This is a genomic window from Prauserella alba (assembly GCF_024171735.1).
GTDB classification, from domain to species: domain Bacteria; phylum Actinomycetota; class Actinomycetes; order Mycobacteriales; family Pseudonocardiaceae; genus Prauserella; species Prauserella alba.
Genome location: NZ_JAMTCH010000003.1, coordinates 453,778 through 468,218, shown reverse-complemented (window position 1 = coordinate 468,218; position 14,441 = coordinate 453,778). Strand labels below are relative to the sequence as shown.

General features: G+C 71.0%; 11 protein-coding genes and 2 pseudogenes. 4 read left to right on the top strand and 9 right to left on the bottom strand.

Features of this window, described 5'->3' with window-relative positions; all coding sequences use genetic code 11:
* The first annotated feature begins 59 nt into the window (after positions 1-59).
* Positions 60-635, top strand: coding sequence for a TetR/AcrR family transcriptional regulator (locus LY12_RS02005; protein WP_253852948.1), 576 nt, complete (start codon positions 60-62; stop codon positions 633-635).
* Between the two features lie 577 nt (positions 636-1,212).
* Here the strand turns inward: LY12_RS02005 and LY12_RS02000 are convergent.
* The 3 genes and pseudogenes from LY12_RS02000 to LY12_RS01990 all read right to left on the bottom strand — a co-directional run.
* Positions 1,213-1,713: pseudogene (locus LY12_RS02000) on the bottom strand (xanthine dehydrogenase subunit D); the annotation flags it as partial.
* Positions 1,710-3,047 (bottom strand): 8-oxoguanine deaminase, encoded by a 1,338-nt coding sequence (locus LY12_RS01995; RefSeq protein WP_253852947.1) that lies wholly within the window; start codon positions 3,045-3,047, stop codon positions 1,710-1,712. The gene LY12_RS01995 and the pseudogene LY12_RS02000, both read right to left, overlap by 4 nt.
* A pseudogene (locus LY12_RS01990) lies at positions 3,044-3,151 on the bottom strand (2Fe-2S iron-sulfur cluster-binding protein); the annotation flags it as partial. The gene LY12_RS01995 and the pseudogene LY12_RS01990, both read right to left, overlap by 4 nt.
* A gap of 254 nt (positions 3,152-3,405) precedes the next feature.
* Between LY12_RS01990 and LY12_RS01985 the strand changes: the two are divergent.
* From LY12_RS01985 to LY12_RS01975, 3 genes are all read left to right on the top strand, one after another.
* Positions 3,406-4,839, top strand: a complete 1,434-nt coding sequence (locus tag LY12_RS01985) for a PucR family transcriptional regulator (protein WP_253852946.1) — start codon at positions 3,406-3,408, stop codon at positions 4,837-4,839.
* 54 nt (positions 4,840-4,893) lie between these two features.
* Positions 4,894-6,585 carry an ABC-ATPase domain-containing protein gene (locus LY12_RS01980; RefSeq protein ID WP_253852945.1) on the top strand — a complete coding sequence of 564 codons (1,692 nt, stop codon included), beginning with the start codon at positions 4,894-4,896 and terminating at the stop codon, positions 6,583-6,585.
* Between the two features lie 179 nt (positions 6,586-6,764).
* Positions 6,765-7,112, top strand: a complete 348-nt coding sequence (locus LY12_RS01975) for a hypothetical protein (RefSeq protein WP_253852944.1) — start codon at positions 6,765-6,767, stop codon at positions 7,110-7,112.
* Here LY12_RS01975 and LY12_RS01970 read toward each other — a convergent pair.
* The 6 genes from LY12_RS01970 to aceB all read right to left on the bottom strand — a co-directional run bounded on the left by LY12_RS01970 (position 7,081) and on the right by aceB (position 14,339).
* Complete coding sequence (locus LY12_RS01970; RefSeq protein ID WP_253852943.1) at positions 7,081-8,460, bottom strand: MFS transporter; 1,380 nt, start codon at positions 8,458-8,460, stop codon at positions 7,081-7,083. The genes LY12_RS01975 and LY12_RS01970 overlap by 32 nt on opposite strands.
* 98 nt (positions 8,461-8,558) lie before the next feature.
* Entirely contained in the window at positions 8,559-9,014 is a 456-nt protein-coding gene (locus LY12_RS01965) for an RrF2 family transcriptional regulator (RefSeq protein WP_253852942.1), read from the bottom strand.
* A 68-nt stretch (positions 9,015-9,082) separates the two neighbouring features.
* Positions 9,083-9,838 (bottom strand): LamB/YcsF family protein, encoded by a 756-nt coding sequence (locus tag LY12_RS01960; protein ID WP_253852941.1) that lies wholly within the window; start codon positions 9,836-9,838, stop codon positions 9,083-9,085.
* Between the two features lie 487 nt (positions 9,839-10,325).
* A complete protein-coding gene (locus LY12_RS01955) occupies positions 10,326-10,973 on the bottom strand; it encodes a 13E12 repeat family protein (protein WP_253852940.1) in 648 nt (215 codons plus the stop codon).
* Between the two features lie 582 nt (positions 10,974-11,555).
* Positions 11,556-12,761: a DUF6986 family protein gene (locus LY12_RS01950; RefSeq protein WP_253852939.1), complete on the bottom strand. Its 1,206-nt coding sequence runs from the start codon at positions 12,759-12,761 to the stop codon at positions 11,556-11,558.
* Complete coding sequence (gene aceB / locus LY12_RS01945; protein ID WP_253852938.1) at positions 12,762-14,339, bottom strand: malate synthase A; 1,578 nt, start codon at positions 14,337-14,339, stop codon at positions 12,762-12,764.
* Between the last annotated feature and the right edge of the window lie 102 nt (positions 14,340-14,441).

The following is a 14,441-nucleotide window of genomic DNA, read 5'->3' as shown; positions in this document are numbered from 1 at the left end:
ACAGGTCCAGCATCACTAGATAGATCGCTCTAGTGAGAGAGTAGCGTAGACTGCGGCGCATGGCGAGCACACGGGAACGGATCGTGACGGCGACGGCCGAGCTGTTCCGTCGCAACGGCTACACCGGCACTGGCCTGAAACAGATCGTCTCGCGGGCCGAAGCGCCGTTCGGGTCGCTGTATCACTTCTTCCCCGGTGGGAAGAAGCAGCTCGGTACCGAGGTGATCCGCGAAGCGGGACTGCCGTACGCGGCGCTGTTCGACATCTACATCGCCTCCGCCGACGACCCGGTCACCGGCATCGAGGACGCATTCGCGGGTGCGGCCGAAACCCTCGTCGAGACCGACTACGCCGACGCCTGCCCCATCGCGACGGTCGCCCTCGAAGTCGCCAGCACCGACGACGGCCTGCGCCGGGCTACCGCCGAGGTCTTCGAGGCCTGGCTCGACAAAGGCACCGAGGTCTACGCCGCCTTCGGCCTGTCCCGGCGGGACGCGCGGGCCCTCGCGATCGCGACCGTGACGAGCCTCGAAGGAGCCTTCGTGCTCAGCCGCTCGCTGCGCAGCACCGAACCTCTCGAAGCCGCGGGCCGCGCCGTGGCGGCACAGGCCGGAAACCTGCTGCCGAATAGATAAGCGCACCCCCAGCGGCCGTGTTGTCGTTTCAGGGGACCGTGTTGTCGTTTCAGGGGACCGTGTTGTCGTTTCAGGGGACCGTGTTGCGCATTCGCGTGACCATGTTGTCGGCTCCGGAGCCCGTGTTGTCGACTCGTGTGCCGACGATTCCCGAAGTGGTGCCCCGCGCGGGGCACCACACGCCCGCGGAACCACAACACGATCCCCGGAACCTGCAACACGGCCCCCGGGAACCGCAACACGGGGCCTCGCACCGGCAGTCCAGTGACACCACCTTGACGAGGCCGAGTTCGGTGTCCACGTCGACGACGGCGCGGTGGGCGGCGAACCCGTACTGCACGTGGGCGGCGAACCCGTACTGCACGTGGGCGGCGAACCCGTACTGCACGTGGGCGTTGCCCTGGCCCGTCTCGGGGTCGAGCGCTTCGTTGGGCCGGTGCCGCCATTCGACGGTCTCGTCGAACTGGACCTCGCCGAGCACGTCGACGAGGTCGGCCAGGACCCCGTCCGCCGTGGACGCGAGCTTGCCACCGTCCAGGTGCAGTTCGGCTGTACTGCGTGACAACCTCGCAGGCCGCCCACGCCGGATCGGCACGTGCCGCACGACGTTCCCGCCGGGGTGCAGCGCAGCGGCGTCACCGTGCACGACGTCCTCGGCGTCGGTCACCGGGTCGAGGACGTCGTAGCCGACGCCGATGAGTTTCACCGCCCGCTGCGCGGTCTCCGGATGGTCGGCGGCCACGACGGCGACGGGTTCACCGCGATAGCGCACCACGTCGGCTGCGAGCACGGGCTGGTCCGGGTGTTCGAGGCCGTAACGGTTCAGCCCGGGCACGTCGTCGTGGGTCAGCACGGCGTGCACCCCGGGCACGGCGACGGCTGCCGAGATGTCGACGCCGGTGATCCGCGCGTGCGGATGCGGGCTGCGCAACGTCGCGCCCCACAACATGTCCTCGTGCCGCAGGTCGGACGAGTAGGCGAACTCGCGCCGCACCTTCCTGGTCCCGTCCGGGCGCGCCGGGCTGGTGCCGATCCCGTTCGCGGCCGACACCGCGGTGTGGCCGCCGATCGTCGTCATCGCATCCTCCCGCTCGCGGCACCGAGTTCGGCGGTCACGGCTGCCTCGTCGGTGGTCCGCAGTCGCCCGTCGGCGACCACGGTCTCGCCGCCGACCAGCAGCAACTTCACCTCGGGCGTGGCGCCGAGCACGAGCGCGGCGACCGGGTCGTCGATGCCGGCGTGGCGCAGTCCGCCGAGGTCCCACACGGCGAGGTCGGCCAGCTTGCCGGGTTCGAGCGAGCCGAGTTCGCCCTCTCGGCCGAGGCAACGGGCGCCGCCCATCGTGCCCATCCACAGCGCATGCCTGGTGGTCAGCGCTTCGGGGCCGCCCCGCTGACGGGCCTGCAGCAACGCCTGGTGCAGCTCCTCGCCCAGCCCGCCGGATTCGTTCGACGCGGCGCCGTCGACGCCGAGGCCGACGGGTGCACCCGCGTCGAGCAGGCCGCGCGCCGGGGCGATGCCCGTGCCGAGTCTGCCGTTCGAGGTCGGGCAGTGGGCCGACCCGGTGCCGGTGGCACCCATGCGGCGAACCGCGTCGTCGGCGAGATGCACGGTGTGGGCGAGCCACACGTCGTCGCCGAGCCAGCCGAGTTTCTCGGCGTACTCCGCGGGCGTGCACCCGAACTCGGCGAGGCACTGCCGCTCCTCGTCGAGCGTCTCGGCCAGGTGGGTGTGCAGCCGGACGCCCTTGCGCCGCGCGAGGACGGCGGCCTCGGTCATGAGCCGCTCGGTCACGGTGAACGGTGAGCACGGGCCGACGGCGATGCGAACCCGCGCGTCGGGCGACGGATCGTGGTGGACGTCGATGGCCGCCTCGGTACCCGCGAGGGCTGCGTCGAGGTCTTCGACGAGATGGTCCGGCGGCAGCCCGCCGTGGGACTCGCCCCGGTCCATCGATCCGCGCACCAGGTGACCGCGCACGCCGACGCGGCCGACCGCGGACACCAGAGCGGCCAGCTGATCGCCGCCCTCGCGCGGGAATACGTAGTGGTGGTCGGCGACCGTGGTGCACCCGGTGAGCGCGAGGCGCGCCAGACCCGCGGACGCTGCGGCGTGGGTGATCTCGGCGTCGAGCCGTCCCCACACGGGGTAGAGCTCGACGAGCCAGTCGAACAGCGTCGAATCGGGGGCGTAACCGCGCGTGGCCCACTGGTACAGGTGGTGATGCGTGTTGATCAGCCCCGGCGTGACGAGACACCCGGAGCCGTCGACCCGGGTTCCGGTGTACTGGGCGGGCGCAGGGCCCTCCCCGACGGCGACGAGGACCTCGCCGTCGGCGACGACGTGGCCGCTGCGGTACTCGGTGCCCCGGGCGTCGACGGTCGCGATCGCCGCGTTCTCGATGATCCTCATCGCGCGCTCGCCGCCGACAGCACCGCGTCGAGGATCTTCTCGTATCCCGTGCAGCGGCACACGTTCCCCGCCGACGCCTCGCGGATCTCCTCGTCGGCCCGGCGCTGACGGCCGTTGTCGGTCACATTCAGGCGCATGCGCACACTCCCTCGACAGTCGTCCCAAACCCAGGTCGGTGTCCGTCGCGCACCGTTTGCCCTGATTCCTTCCAGTCACTGCGTCGCTCCGGTCCCCGTGCTACTCCGGGGCCTCGGGTTGCTCCTGTCAGTAGACAGCCCGGCCCGGCCCTCGGCAACGGCACTCAGACATGAAACGAGGCGCCCACGACCGGCCGATTTTGTGTTTTCCTACAAATCTGATGACGCTGGTGAACGCTCTGCTGGAGATCCCGGGCCTGCAGCTGCGGGTCCGCACGGGCGGTGACCTGCTCGACCGAGAGGTCAGCCGGATCTACGTGACCGAGCTGCCCGATCCGAGCCGGTACCTGTCCGAAGGCGAGTTCGTCCTGTCGGGACTGCTGTGGTGGCGCGAGCCCGGCGACGCGGAGCCGTTCGTGCACACGCTCGCCCAGGCCCGGTGTGCGGGACTGGCGGCCTCGGGCGCCGACACCGGCGGTATCCCCGGCGACCTCGTCGAGGCGTGCCGGGTCCACCGGATCCCGCTGTTGGAGGTGCCCGCCGACCTGTCGTTCGCCGTGGTGACCGAACGGGTCGTACTCGCCCTGGCCGCCGAGACCGGCGGTGCCCGCAAACGGCTGCTGTCGGCGGCGGCCGACGCCGCGTCGCTGTCCGCGCTGCTGGACCGCGGCGCCGCGGAACTCGGCGCCGATTGCTGGGTCGTCACCCCGACGGGCCGCGTGGTGGCCGCCAGCGCGCCGGGGCCGCCGGCGCGACTGGGGCCACTGGGGCGACACAGTGCGTTCGCTGTGGACGGCAGGAATGCGGTGCCGTGGTCGCTGGTGGTCGGTGCCGAGCTGGGCCCAGGCGCGTCGGAGGTGGCCGAGGAGCTGGCGAGCCTGATCGGGCTGGCCCGCGGCCGCGAGGACGAGGTGCGCCGCACCCGCATGCACGTGGCCGCGCCCCTGGTGCGGGCACTGGCCGATCCGGCGGGCACGACCGAGGAACTGACCAGAGCGCTGGCCGCAACGGGACTTCCCGCCGAAACGCCGGTGCGGCTGCTGCTCGCACGCACCCCCGGCTCCGGCGCGGCCTGCGAGCTCCTCGACGAGCTACTCGCGGTGCTGTCGGCCGGCGACACGGCCCTCACCGCGCCCGCGCCGGACGTCGCCGAGGAGGCGTGGGCGGTCGTGCCCGCAGACTCCGGCTGGCCCGGCGACTGGGCCGCGCGGGCGACCGACGCGCTGGCCTCGCTCGGGCGAGGCCGCATCCTCATCGGTGCCGGCGGTCCGGCACCGATACCGGGCCTGCGGGGAGCCGGAGACGAGGCGCGGCACGCGGTGCAGGCGGCACAGCGCAGCCCGGAACGGGTCGCCGTCGCGTCGGGTGACGAACTGGGCATGCACCGGTTGCTGCTCGCGGGGGCGCCGGACGAGCTGCGCCGCGCGCTGGCCGGGCGCGTCCTCGGGACGCTGCCGCGGCATCCGGAGCTGCTGCGCACCGTCCGCATCTACCTGGAATGCTCGGGGTCCCCGACGAAAGCGGCCGAGCGGCTGCACGTCCACGTCAACACGCTGCGGTACCGCATCGCGCGGGCCGGTGAGATCCTCGACGCCGATCTCACCGACTTCCGAACCCGGGTCGAGATCTACCTCGCGCTGTCCGTGGAGTCCTGAACGGACCGGCCGCAGCCGTCGCGACACCGCTGTTGGCCGTACCGTGTGGAGGCGATGGCACGCGACAGGAGTGACGAACGAACGCTCGCCGGGCTCGGGGCGACACTGTCCCGGCTCGACGGTCAGAGCTACGGCAGGTACAAGAGTCTCCAGGGTGACTGGGACGCGGGCGGATACACCGTCGGCATCCGGAAGGCGCAGACGGATCCGTTCGCGCCCGCGAGCCGCGTCGAGGTGCGGGTCTCCGCGGACTACGCCGGGTTCCCGAAGGAACTGTGGCACACGCCGGTCCGGGCGCGTGCGCTCGCGGACCGGCTACTGCGGGTGCTGGGTAAGCAGCTGCGCGGGTCGCTGCTGCGCGCCGACGTCGGCGGCCAGCAGGTGCTGGACCGCAGTGCGCTGCGAGTCTCCGGTGGCGCGCTGACCGTGCGACTGGGCATCGACCTGCCCGGACCACGCCGGCGGATCGACGGCCACGGTGCACGGAAGGCGCTGTGCGAGCAGCTCCCCCGCGCCATCGAGTCGCTGCGCTACGACGCGCTCGATGCTGACGAGCTCGCGGCGTTCGTCGACTCCGTGGAGGACACCGACGCGCTGCGGAAGTCCCTGCCCGAACGTGGGCTCGTGGCGTTCGTCGCCGACGGCTCGATGCTTGCGCGGCGCAGCGGCACTGACGACCGGCCCCTGGCCGACGGCGTCCCGTTCGAATCCCCCGAGTCGATGCGCACCACGGTGGAACTGCCGAACCGGGGGACGGTCACCGGCATGGGCATCGCCGAGGGCATCACGCTGATCGTCGGCGGCGGGTTCCACGGCAAGTCCACGTTGCTGCGCGCACTCGAACGCGGCGTGTACGACCACGTACCCGGCGACGGGCGGGAACTGGTGGCCAGCCGGTCGGCAACCGCGAAGATCCGAGCGGAGGACGGACGCAACGTGGAGCGGGTGGACGTCAGCGCGTTCGTCGGCGGACTGCCCACCGGTGCGGACACGCGGGACTTCTCGACGTCGAACGCCTCCGGGTCGACCTCGCAGGCCGCGACCACCGTGGAGGCCCTCGAGGCGGGCGCCGAGGTGCTGCTGATCGACGAGGACACCGCGGCGACGAATCTGATGATCCGCGACGCCCGGATGCAGGAACTGGTCGCCAAGGGGAACGAACCGCTGACACCGTTCGTCGACCTCGTCCGCCCCCTCTACACCGAACACGGCGTGTCGACCGTGCTGGTGATGGGCGGCTCCGGCGACTACCTCGACACCGCCGACCGCGTGATCATGATGGCCTCGTACCACGCCGAGGACGCGACCGAACGGGCCCGGCAGCTGCGCAGCGGCACCGACCGAACGGTCGAGGCCAGCGGCTTTCCGCCCGTACGGCACCGGGTGTGCGAACCGGCCACGCTCTCGCCCGAACACAAGGGAAAGCGCAAGGTCAAGCAGCGCGGCATCGACACGCTCACCTACGGCGACACCGACATCGACCTGCGCGCGGTGGAGCAGATCGTCGACCCCGGGCAGGTGATGGGCATCGGCCTGGCGCTGTCGCACGGCGTCGAAGCGGGACTCGTCGACGGTGACCGCACCATCGCCGAGTTCCTCGACCTCCTCGACGACGACCTCGCCGACGGGGCCGACGCGATCCGCCACGGCTTCCTCGGCGACTACGTCGTGCCGCGCCGGTTCGAGGTCGCCGCCGCGCTGTCGCGGCTGCGCTCGCTGCGCGTGGCCCGGCTCCGCGACGCCTGACGGCTGGCGACGGCGAGCGAGCCGGCACCCGCGGCTGCGGCTCGGCGCCGGCCGCTCACGGCTCGAACGGTGCCTGACCGCGGACGACGGTGCGCCGAACCGAACGCCCGTCCACGACCCGCCGGTCCCGGCGACGAACCCCTCGCGGGCCCGGGACCGGCGGGATAACCTCGGTAACGATGATCGACGTGCGGGACGGCTCGGGCGAGGCAGGCCTGATCCTGGGCAAGCGCACCGTGCTGCAGCTCTCGTGCGGCGTCTTCGTCGCTCTGATCGGGCTCTTTCTGGCGATCGGTTCCGACAACCCGGTCTGGCTGTCCGCGGCGCAGGTCGGTGCGGGCGCGACGATGACCGTGTCGGCCTGGCGAGCCGCCCACCGCTCCCCGAACCGACGATCCCCGAGCCGCTGCAACCAACCCGACTGCGACCAACCCGGCTGCGACCAACCCGGCTGCGTCGCCGGCCGGCGACGACCGTTCGCGGCGAGTCCGCGGATCATGCGTTCCGCAGGGCGGCGCGGAGCCTGAGCGCCGCGATCCCGCCGAGCACGATCGGTACGAGCAACAGCAGGAAAACGGGGCGGTAGGCCGCGGCGCCGTCGACCGCTGCCGCACAGAACGCCAGCACGGCCCCGTACACAGCCGGCCCCGTCGCGGCCCCGAGGAACTGCGCACCCTGGAAGATGCCGACGCCGGTGCCGACGTGTTCGGGCGGCAGCACCCGGCTCACGACACTGGTCGCCAGGGTCACGACGACCGCGAACCCCGCACCGAGCGCCACGACCGGCGCCACGATCACCACCGGTGCCGCGTCCGCCAGGGCGTACAGCGACGCCGCGGCTCCGCCCATGACCGCGAGGCCGATCAGTGCACCGGTTCCCTCGTTGAGACCACGGGCGCCGAGTCTGCCGACCACCGGTGACATGACGGCGAGTGCCACGCCACCCGGGATCATGACCAGGCTGCCGTGGGCGGGGATCAGACCGTGGACGTCGACCACGAGCACCGGGACCAGCACCAACATGGCGAGGTTCGCTGCCATGGCGGAGAAGATGACGAGGACCGCTGCGCCGTAACCCCGGTGCCGGAACAACGACGGCGGCACGAACGGCTGCTCGGCGGTGCGCATGCGCATGCCGAACAGCGCCAGCGCCGCCGCACCGGTGAGCAGCGCCGACCAGGACGACGGCGAGGTCACACCCGCGCTCTCCACCCGCGTGATGCCGAACAGCAGAGCTCCGGTGCCGAGTCCGAGCAACACGCCGCCGGACAGGTCGAACGCCCGGCTGTCCGTGGCGGCGTCGACGGGAAGCACGCGCGCCACCGCCGGCACCAGGAGCGCCGCGAGTGCCGCGGTCAGCCAGAACGGAGACTGCCAGCCGAGTGACTGGCCGAGCAGGCCGCCCACGACGGGGCCCGCTGCGGCGCCGGCTCCACCTGCGGCCGCGAGAAACCCGACGCCGACGGCCGCCCGGTCGGCCGGTAGTGCCCGTGTGACGGCCACGATCGCGAGCACCGGTACGGCGGCACCGCCGACGCCGGTGACGATCCGGCCGCCCACGAGCAGCGGCAGCGCCGGTGCGACCGCCGAGATCACCGCACCGACCGCGAACGTCACCAGTGCACCGCGGAACAGCCTGCGGAGTCCGACACGGTCGACGATCCGGCCGTAACACGGAATTCCGACGGCGCAGGCGAGGACGAATCCGGAGACCACCCACGACGTCTGCGCCGTGGAGGCGTCGAACCGCTCCCCGATCCGGGGTAGGAGCAGGGACATCATGTCCGCGCTGACCGGGACGAGCATCATGGCCGGCACGAGTGCCGCCAGCAACCGTGCCGGCGTGACGTCCCGTGGCGTCGAGGTCGAGACCACAGCCACTCCTTCGGTAAATGTTACTGGATAAGTAACAGTTAGGGGCGAGAAAAAGGCGAGGCCGTCGCCTCGCCTGCCCGGCCGCCCGGACGTCGGACTCAGTTCCCCCTGGCCGCCTCTTCGGCGCGCTCACTGCGGTACACCCGACCCAGCAGGTCGGCGATACTCGTCTGCGCGAGCCGTTCTTCCATGGCGCGCTGCGCGTCGGCGAACTCCGATTCCAACAGCGACAGCATGTGTCTGCCGATGACGCAGTTCCGGTTCGGCGGGTGGGCGTGCACGGGCAGCGGAACGGCGCCGTCGTCCGCAACCGCATGGACATCGCGAAGTGTGATCTCCTCGGCAGGCTTGGCGAGTCGCCAGCCGCCTGCCGCACCCTCGACCGCGACGACGAGACCGCGTTCACGCAACCGGCCGAGGACTCTCCGGACGAACGCAGGATTGCTGTCCAGACTCTCGGCGATCGCCTGCGACGACCGGAGCTCTCCGCCCTGCCATTGCGCCAGGAACGCCAGCGCGTGCACTGCCGTCGCCGTCCTGCTGCTCGCGACCAACTGCCACCTCCGAACCCCCGTAACCGTAACCAGATTAGTCACAGTTTGAGTGAGGGAGCAAGGGGCTCCTACGCGAACGGCGCGAGCTCGACGCCCGCATCGAGCAGCCCTTCCTGGACTCGCCGGGCGAGTTCGACCGCGCCTGCTGTGTCGCCGTGCAGGCACAGCGAGCGCGGCCGCGCCTCGATCTCGGTGCCGTCGATCGCGGTGACCATTCCTTCGGTCGCCATCCGCACGCTACGGGCGACGACCGTGTCGGCGTCGTGCACGACGGCGCCCGGTGCCCGGCGGGACACGAGCTTGCCGCCCGGCGTGTAGGCGCGATCGGCGAACGCCTCGGCGATGGTCGGCAGTCCGGCCTCGTCGGCCAGCCGCAGCAGTTCGGATCCGGGCAACCCGAGGATGGGGAGCTTCTCGTCGAAGGCGCGAACCGCCGCCACGACGGCCTCTGCCTGCGCCGTGTGGTGGGCGACGGCGTTGTACAACGCGCCGTGCGGTTTGACGTAACGCACGCGCGTACCCGCGATGCGCGCGAAGCCGTCGAGTGCGCCGACCTGGTAGATGACGTCATTGCCGAGTTCTGCCGGGTCGACATCGATGAACCGCCGGCCGAAACCGGCGAGGTCGCGGTAGCCGACCTGCGCGCCGATCGCCACACCGCGTTCGGCGGCGCGCTCGGTGACACGACGCAGCACCGTCGGGTCGCCCGCGTGGAATCCACATGCGACGTTGGCGCTGGTCACGATGTCGAGCAGCGCGTCGTCGTCGGTCAGCGGCCAGATCCCGAAACCTTCACCGAGGTCACTGTTGAGGTCGAGCACCATGTCGTCAGGGTAAACGCAGGCCCCGGGGCGGCGGCGTGCGCGCGTGCACCGAAGAGCCACCAGGCATGGCGGTAGCGGTTTCCTCGGGGTTCCCGTGGCGACGCCGGACGTGGGCCGCCGTTCCCGTCAGAAGGGTGGCGCTTCGTCACGACTCAGCGGCGACTGCCGTCGTGGGGTGAGGACTGGTTCGCGTTCGCCGGTGTAGGTGGTGCCGGTGGGGGTGGTGATCGTTGTGGCGCCGCGGACCGCGGTCGTAGCGGGTGACCCACCCGGGAGCGTTCTTCATCCGGTGATGTCGTCGGCAGCGTGGTCCGGTGTTGGTCACCGAGGTGGGGCCGTGGTGGGCGGCCCATTCACGTTCGTGGTCGAGGTCGCAGTGTCGCGCGGGCCGCCGGCACCAGGGAACAACGCATTCGCGGTCGCGTACGCGGACGAATTCGCGCATGGTGGCCGTCGGTCGGCGGCGGGTCCGGCCAAGGTCGACCGGCTAGCCCGTGGCCGAGTCGCACAACACCGCCCGCCACACGCTTTCCGGACCGGTCATGATCTCCCGGGCGATGGGTGCGGGGATGGGGCCGTAGCCGTCGAGTTCGCAGCCGGTGTCGCTAATGGACAGGGCCGCGTCAACCGGCAGGTGCACATACACCTGCGCCGCCGCCTGCGGCACCTGAACACCGGGGTCGTTGCCGAGTGGCAGGTCGGCGGTGACATCGGCCCGCAACTGCTCCAACGTGCGGGTCTCGCCGCCTCGACGCAGTCGGCGGGCCATGACATCGACTCGGGCGTAACATGCCGAGGCCACTTCGGAGCGCAGGTCGACGGTCAGGCGTGATTGGGCGTGCTCGCCGTGATCGAGCTGGAGTTTGCGGTCCTCGTCGGCAGTGCGGGCGCGGGCCGTCGGCCCGCCCGGATCGACGCGCTGCACCAGCCGTGCCGCGTGACGGGCCATGTTGCCCGGCTGCCACGTCGACACCGGCGCATCCGTCAGCTTATCGGCCAACAGCTCGTCCACCCGCCGGGCGTGAGCGTCGGACAACGGTGCGGTCACCCGCAGCACCCGGCGCGCCCCGTGGCCGTCGGTCAACCCATCGCGCATGGCCGTCAGCATCTGCGGCATCCGGCTGGTCAGGTCCATCGTGGTGCCGATTTCGTGGTGCCGATTTCGGTCGTCGTGCCGAACAGTGCCCGTTCGGGGACGACGTCAACCGTGATGGCCGGGCGCGGTCGTTCGGGAGGGCTGTCAACGCGAGGGAGTACACCCGGCGGGATCACCCCATGGCGGACCACTGTGGAGCGTCACGGTGGACCACCGGAGGACCTACTCGGATCGGCGTGTTGTTCGTGTGATCCACACCGATCCCGGAGGCACCCACCCATATCGAGATCATCACCTGCGTGCCGGCTTGTCACCAACGAGCCCGAACAGCACACCTACCGAACACGCAGGCAATCGAAACAGCCGCACACCGACGACACCGTGCGCTTTGAGGACCGCGTGATACACCCGACCACACGGGGCGATCACGCGGAGTTCCACCTGATCCCGGAGAACTGCCCGCCCGGCGAGGGCGGCGAGCCCCGGAAACCGCAACACGAACCCCGCGTGCACAACACACGCCCGGAAACCGCAACACGGGCCCCGGAATGCGCAACACAGGCCCCGGAATCTGCAACACGGGCTCTTGAACGCGGGACACGCGGGTCCGAATGTCGGCGGTCAGCCGGCGCGGGCTGCCAGCCGCGAGAGCGCTCGCCGGTCCAGTCCGGTGGCCAGCTCGTGTTCGTCGACGGCGCCGCAGTCGAGACCGCGCAGCACGTACGTCGCGAGTGCCTGGGCGGTCGCGGGCTCGTCGAGCATCGCACCGTCGCCGTCCCCGGCGTAGACGCGCAGCCGGTCGGCCGCGGCGGCGAGGTTCTCGCGGAAGAACGCGTAGGTCGCGGCGAACCGGCTGGGCAACTGGTGCGGATGCAGATCCCAGCCCTGGTAGAAGCCCCGTTCGAGGGACCGGCGCACCAGGCGGAGATGCTCGGCCCAGCCATCGGCGACGGCCTCGCCCACCGGCAGCCGGTTGGTCGAGCCGTCGGACAGCCGGACGCCCCGGCCTGCGGCCGCGACCTGCATGAACTGCTTGGCGAAGTCGGCGGCCGGGTGGTCCATGCCCTGGTAGGCACCGGCGATGCCGAGTCCCGCGCTGTAGTCGTAGGTGCCGAAGTGCAGCCCGCTGCATCGACCGTCGGCGGCGTGCACGATGGCGGGCAGCGCGACGGTGCCGTCCGCCCGCAGCACCGACTGGGTGGTCTCGACCTGCACTTCGAACCGCAGTGTCCCGACGGCGAGCCCGTGGATCTTCTCCAGCTCGCCGAGGACCTCCGCGGCGGCGGCGACCTGGTCGACGTCGGTGACCTTCGGCAGTGTGACGACGAACCCGGGCGGTGGCCCGCCGAGCGCTTCGAGGAACAGGTCCAGCGTCCGCATGCCGCGGCGCCGGCTGCCCGCCTCGAAGCTCTTGAACCGGATACCGCAGAACGGCGCGGCCCGGCCGCCGTGACCGGCGAGCTCGGAGGCGAGTTCCCGCCCGCAACGCACGGCTTCGGCGTCCTCGACGTCGTCGCCGGGATTGCCGTAGCCGTCCTCGAAGTCGATGCGCAGATCTTCGATCGGCTCGGACGCGAGCTTGGCGCGCACGCGGGCGAGCACGTCGTCGGCCGCGGGAAGTGCGTGGGACGTCAGCACGTCGAGCGCACGAGCGCCCCACTCCCCCGGCAGCCCGGCGTGGTACCCGCCTGCGGGCACGTAGACGGTGTGGACGGGTTGCCGTCCGGCCGGCTCACCGGGATAGGCGGCTGCCACACGTGCATCGGACGCAGCGAGCGAGGCGTCGATGCGCGCGTAGACGTCCTCGGTGAGCCGGCCGGGGGTCACTTACTTGATCCGCTCGTAGGCGGGCAGGGTCAGGAAGTCGGCGAACTCGTCGGCGAGCGCGACCTCCTCGAACAGCTCGACCGCGGGCTGCAGCAGCTCGGGCTGGATCTCGTCGGCGAGCTCGCGCTTGACCTCGTCGAGCACGGAGCGCACGAGCTGGCGGGTCACGGTCTCGCCGGTGTCGTCGAGCACGACCCCGTTCTGCACCCACTGCCACACCTGCGACCGGGAGATCTCGGCGGTCGCGGCGTCCTCCATGAGGTTGTGGATGCCGGCGGCGCCGTTACCGTCCAGCCAGGAGGCGATGTAGCGGACGCCGACGTCGACGGCGCCGCGCAGGCCGGTGGAGGTGCACTTCGCGTCGGTCGCGGCGACGTCGAGGAGCTGGTCCGCCGTGACGGCCACGTCCTCGCGGAGGCGGTCGAGCTGGTTCGGCTTGTCGCCGAGGACCTTGTCGAACTCCTCCTTGCACAGTCCGACCATGCCCGGGTGGGCGACCCACGAGCCGTCGAAGCCGTCGCCGGCCTCCCGCGACTTGTCGGCGTGAACCTTGTTCGTGGCGTTCTCGGCGACCTCGGGGTCCTTGCTCGGGATCTGCGCGGCCATGCCGCCGATGGCGAAGGCGCCGCGCTTGTGGCAGGTACGCACGAGCAGTTCGGTGTAGGCGCGCATGAACGGCGCGGTCATGGTGACGGCGTTGCGGTCCGGCAGGACGAACGTCGAGCCCGCGTCACGGAAGTACTTGATGACGCTGAACAGGTAGTCCCAGCGGCCCGCGTTCAGCCCCGAGGCGTGCTCGCGCAGTTCGTAGAGGATCTCCTCCATCTCGAACGCGGCGGGGATGGTCTCGATCAGCACCGTGGCGCGGATGGTGCCGTGCTCCACACCGAGCGTCTTCTCGGCGTAGGTGAACACGTCGTTCCACAGCCGCGCCTCGAGGTGACTCTCCATCTTCGGCAGGTAGAAGTACGGGCCCTTGCCGCGGGCGAGCAGCTCCTTCGCGTTGTGGAAGAAGTGCAGGCCGAAGTCGACGAGCGCGCCGACCCCCTTGCGGCCGTCGAACTCGAGGTTGCGCTCGTCGAGGTGCCAGCCGCGCGGGCGGACGACGATGGTGGCGTGCTCCACGTCGTCACGCAGCGCGTAATGCTTGCCGTTCGAGTCGAGCTCGATCGTGCCGCGGATGGCGTCGGACAGGTTGAGCTGCCCGTTCACGACGTTGCTCCAGTGCGGCGTGTTCGCGTCCTCGAGGTCGGCGAGCCACACCTTGGCACCGGAGTTGAGCGCGTTGATCGTCATCTTGCGCTCGGTCGGGCCGGTGATCTCGACGCGGCGGTCGCGCAGCGCAGGCGGGGCGTCGGCGACCTGCCAGTCGGACTCGCGAACCTGCTTGGTCTCGGGCAGGAAGTCCAGGCGTCCGGTGCGCTTGGCCTCCTCGCGGCGCTGCTTGCGAGCCTCCAGCAGCTGGTCACGAGTGGCCGCGAAGTTCTCGTGCAGGCCGGCCACGAAGTCGAGTGCCTCCTGCGTCAGCACTTCGTCGCCGCGCTCGATCGCGTCGCCGAGCACACGAACATCAGACATGGAACACCTCAGGAAACGTCGTTGAGCATCGATCTTCTATATGTCGGACTATAGTTTCTACATTACGGAAGCTCAATGTGAGCAACCCTGCAGGGAGGGTGA

Coding starts and splice junctions, on each gene's coding strand:
- LY12_RS02005 (WP_253852948.1), top strand. CDS start 60: ATGGCGAGCACACGGGAACGGATCGTGACGGCGACGGCCGAGCTGTTC.
- LY12_RS01995 (WP_253852947.1), bottom strand. CDS start 3,047: ATGAGGATCATCGAGAACGCGGCGATCGCGACCGTCGACGCCCGGGGC.
- LY12_RS01985 (WP_253852946.1), top strand. CDS start 3,406: ATGACGCTGGTGAACGCTCTGCTGGAGATCCCGGGCCTGCAGCTGCGG.
- LY12_RS01980 (WP_253852945.1), top strand. CDS start 4,894: ATGGCACGCGACAGGAGTGACGAACGAACGCTCGCCGGGCTCGGGGCG.
- LY12_RS01975 (WP_253852944.1), top strand. CDS start 6,765: ATGATCGACGTGCGGGACGGCTCGGGCGAGGCAGGCCTGATCCTGGGC.
- LY12_RS01960 (WP_253852941.1), bottom strand. CDS start 9,838: ATGGTGCTCGACCTCAACAGTGACCTCGGTGAAGGTTTCGGGATCTGG.
- LY12_RS01955 (WP_253852940.1), bottom strand. CDS start 10,973: ATGGACCTGACCAGCCGGATGCCGCAGATGCTGACGGCCATGCGCGAT.
- aceB (WP_253852938.1), bottom strand. CDS start 14,339: ATGTCTGATGTTCGTGTGCTCGGCGACGCGATCGAGCGCGGCGACGAA.